A 3,924-nucleotide genomic window follows, 5' to 3' on the forward strand; every position below is an offset into this window, starting at 1 on the left:
GGACGGCGGGACGGCAGGACGGCAGGACGGCGGGGGCATGGTCAGCAGATGCGGGGCAGTGGGTCGCCGACCAGCATGTCCACGATCCGGGTGCCGCCCAGGGCGGTGCGCATCGCGACGATCCCGGCCGGCCCATCGGTGATCTCCCCGATGACCGCGGCCGACCGGCCCAGCGGATGCTCCCGCAGCGCGGCCAGCGCCGCCGGGGCCTGCTCGGGCGGCACCACCGCGAGGAACCTGCCCTCGTTGGCGACGTGGAGCGGGTCGATGCCGAGCAGCTCGCAGGCGCCGCGCACGTCGGGGCGCACCGGCACGGAGCACTCGTCGAGCAGGACGCCGAGGCCGGTGTCCCGGGCCAGCTCGTTGCAGGCCGTCCCCACCCCGCCGCGGGTGGGGTCACGCAGCCAGCGTGCCGACGGCGCCGCCGCCAGCAGCTCCTCCACCAGCGCGTCGACCGCCGCCGTGTCGGAGCGGATGGCGGCGTCGATCGCCAGGTTGCCGCGGGCGAGCATGACCGCCATCCCGTGCTCGCCGATCGTGCCGGACACCAGCACCCGGTCCCCCGGCCGCACCCGCCGCGCGGACAGCTGCCGGCCGGGCGGGACGAGCCCCACCCCGGCGGTCGTGATGATCAGTCCGGCGGACGCGCCGGCGTCGACGACCTTGGTGTCCCCGGTCACCACCTCCACGCCCGCGGCCCGCGCCGCCTCGGCCATGTCCTCGGCGACGCGGCGCAGCTCGTCGACGGGGAAGCCCTCCTCGATCACGAATGCCGCGGACAGCCACAGCGGCCGTGCCCCCGTCATCGCCAGGTCGTTGACGGTGCCGTGCACCGCCAGGTCACCGATGGAGCCGCCGGGGAAGCGCAGCGGCCGGACCACGAAGGAGTCGGTGCTGAAGGCCAGCGACTCCCCCGACGGCAGCGGCAGGACCGCGCCGTCCCCAAGGACGTCGAGCGCGGGACTGCGGAAGACGTCGACGAAGACCGTCTCGATCAGCTCCGCCGACGCGCTCCCGCCGGCCCCGTGCGCCGAGGTCACCACCTCGCCGAGCGTCCGCGGCCGGCGCCGCCGGAACGTCCCGGCCCGCGCCGGCACCGCCTCCCCACGGTCCGTCTTCTCCACCCGGCCCGTCCGCTCCGTCCGGTCCGCCACGCTCATCGGGTGCGCTCCCCCGCCGTCGGGTACGTCGGGTACGTCGGGTACGTCGGGTACCTCGGGTACGCCGGATACGTCGGGTACGCGGCCGGATGGTCCGTCATCCGTTGCTGTGTCGCGGCCCACAGGTGGTGGCCGAGCAGGGCGTGTGACTCCTGGATGCGGTGCACGCTCTGTGAGCGGACGACGAAGCAGCGGTCGACCACCCCGTCGGCGGCGAACCGTCCGCCGTCGTATCCGGCGAAGCCGACGGTGAGCGCTCCCCGACGGCCGGCCTCGGCCAGCCCGGCCAGCAGGTTGGCCGAGCCGCCGCTGGTCGACAGCGCCACCGCGATGTCGTCCGGGCCGGCGTGCGCGATGAGCTGCCGGGCGAACACCCGCTCGAACCCGACGTCGTTGCCGAGCGCGGTGACCACCGCCTGGTCCGCGGCCAGCGACCAGGCCGGCAGCGGACGCCCGTGCGGCGGCCGGGAGAACAGCTCGGCCAGGGTCGCGGCGTCGGTCGCGCTACCGCCGTTACCGAAGGTGTACATACGTCCACCCCGGGCGAAACGCCGTGCCATCTCCGCCGCGGTGGCCGCGATCGACTCGGCGCATTCCCGCAGCGTCGTGCGCTGCAGCCGCACGCTCTCCCGGGCCTTCGCCCGCGCCGAACCGGCGAGTTCGGCCAGCAACGCACCCAGCGCGTCCCCCGGGCCACCGGCATGCCGCCCACCGGTATTCCGGCCGTCGTCCCTCCAGCTGTCGGCCTCTCGACTGCTGGCATCCCGGCCGTCGGCATCCCGGCCGTCGGCATCCCGGCCGTCGGCATCCCGGCCGTCGTCCCTCTCGCTGTCGGCCTCTCGACTGCTCGCACCTCGGCCGTCGGCGTCCCGACCGCGGGCGTCCCGGCCGCCAGCGTCCCGGTCGTCCTCCCGCTGGCCGCTCCCCTGGTGGTCGCCGTCTTCCTGGCCACCGTCGTGCCGGTCGTGGCCGGCCCGGTCAGCGCCGGCCCGGGGGCTGCTGTCCCGGTCGTCGCCGCTGTCCGCCTGGGGGTGGAGGAACGGGTACAGGAACGCGGTGTGCTCGGTGGCCATCACGCACCGTCCTGGTCGAGACGGGTGATCGCCGTCGCGGCATGGATGAGAACAAGATCGCCAATGGTCACCGGATCGACCGGCAGGATGCTGACAAGCTCCACCCCGGTGGCGGTACGCACCAGCGCCAGGCCGTCGGCCGGCCCCTGTTGCGCGATCACCTCGCCGAGCCGGCCTTCGTCACCGCAGGTGACGCACGTCCCGCCGTCCTGCTCACGCCCGTCCTGCTCACGCCCGTCCTGCTCACGCCCGGACGGGTGGAGCACGGCGGTGTGCTCGAGGCAGGTGTGCTCGAGGCAGAGGTGGGCCAGCTCCCACAGCAGGTGGTAGAGGAGCACGAACCGGCCGGTGGCCGGCAGCGGCGGATCCGGGTCGTCCAGCCACAGCACATGGTCAGCCGCGCCGGCGGGCGGACGCGGGCCGCTACCGATCCATATCGTGCCCGTCCCCCAGGCCGGCGCCCGGCGCAGCACGGAACGCGTCACCGGATCATCGGCGGCGGCCACGGCGAGGACGACGTCACCGGGCCGGGCCGCCAGCCGGATCATGGCGACGGGATCCGGGCCGGTCACGGCCACCGCGGGCAGCGCCGGTTTGCCGACGACGGCCGGATGGACGAACTCGACCGCGATGTGGTGCGCGTGCGGCCCCCACGCCGGGGACAGGCACCACAGCGTGGCGCCACCGGCGAAACGCCGGGCCAGCGCGAGCGAGGCGGCCGCGAGATCAGCGGCAAGATCCTCGGTCAGCCCACCGTCGTCGGCACTGTCCACGCCACCGGTGGCGCCGACCTCCGCGCTCTCGGTGGCGCCGCCGACAGCACCGGCCGTCACCTCCGGGGCGCCCGCCAGCTCCCGCCGCGCCTCCCGGGAACATCCTGTCACAGCGCCATCACCACTGGCGACCGCCAGGGCACTCATCGCATTCCCCCGATTTTCCCGGCTCCCCTGGCTCCCCTGATTTCCTCGGCTTCTGTGGGATGACCGGCCGCGGTGTCGTCGATCAGCTCGTATTCGCGCATCATGTCCAGGGTGCGCAGCGCCGACCGCCGGTCGAGCCGGGTCAGGGCGAAACCGGCGTGCACCATGGTGTAGTCGCCGGCCGCGAGATCCGGCAGATAGGCCAGGCACACCTTCCGCGTCTCACCGGGGAAGGCGACGTGGGCCATCCTGGTCCCGCTCTCGTCCCAGACCTCGACGATCCGGCCCGGAATCCCCAGGCACATGGTCACCTCTCCTCTTCGTCCCCGGCGCGCAGGCGCAGCACCGCGACCGCCGCCTGCCCGAGCGCGAGCCCGCCGTCGTTGGGCGGCACCAGGTGGTGGACGAGCGTGTCGAATCCGGCGGCGCGCAGCCTGTCCCGGCAGGCGCGCAGCAACAGCACGTTCTGGAACACCCCGCCGGTCAGGCCGGCCAGCCGCACGCCCCGCTGCCGGCCGACTCGGGTCACCACCTCGGCGACCGCGTCGGCCACCGCCTCGTGGAACGCCGCGGCCAGCACCGCCACCGGTGTGCCGCCGCGCAGCCCGGCCACCAGCGCGCGCAGCAGTGGCGCCGGGTCGAGCACGCCGTCCGCCCCGACCGCCAGCCGTGGCACCGCCGCCAGCCCCGACGCCCCGGGCACCTCCGATGTCCCTGTTGACGTCCCCATCACCGCCGCCACCGCCGCCGCGCCCGCCGCCGATGCCCCCG

5 protein-coding genes are annotated in these 3,924 nt (G+C 74.9%); all 5 read right to left on the reverse strand.

The window, feature by feature from the left end; all coding sequences use genetic code 11:
• Positions 1 to 41 precede the first annotated feature (41 nt).
• Positions 42 to 1,160, reverse strand: coding sequence for a hydrogenase expression/formation protein HypE (gene hypE, locus AC5LSR_RS23580; protein ID WP_250281349.1), 1,119 nt, complete (start codon positions 1,158 to 1,160; stop codon positions 42 to 44).
• Positions 1,157 to 2,233: an SIS domain-containing protein gene (locus AC5LSR_RS23585; RefSeq protein ID WP_250281384.1), complete on the reverse strand. Its 1,077-nt coding sequence runs from the start codon at positions 2,231 to 2,233 to the stop codon at positions 1,157 to 1,159. Before AC5LSR_RS23585 ends, hypE begins: the two co-directional genes overlap by 4 nt.
• Positions 2,233 to 3,153: a HypC/HybG/HupF family hydrogenase formation chaperone gene (locus tag AC5LSR_RS23590; protein ID WP_250281352.1), complete on the reverse strand. Its 921-nt coding sequence runs from the start codon at positions 3,151 to 3,153 to the stop codon at positions 2,233 to 2,235. Before AC5LSR_RS23590 ends, AC5LSR_RS23585 begins: the two co-directional genes overlap by 1 nt.
• A complete protein-coding gene (locus tag AC5LSR_RS23595) occupies positions 3,150 to 3,458 on the reverse strand; it encodes a HypC/HybG/HupF family hydrogenase formation chaperone (RefSeq protein ID WP_250281385.1) in 309 nt (102 codons plus the stop codon). The genes AC5LSR_RS23590 and AC5LSR_RS23595 overlap by 4 nt, the downstream gene beginning before the upstream one ends.
• Positions 3,459 to 3,460: 2 nt before the next feature.
• The coding region (locus tag AC5LSR_RS23600) for a Kae1-like domain-containing protein (protein WP_493469050.1) at positions 3,461 to 3,924 on the reverse strand (464 nt) is incomplete at its 5' end.

The organism is Protofrankia sp. CiP1_Cm_nod4, from assembly GCF_982290645.1.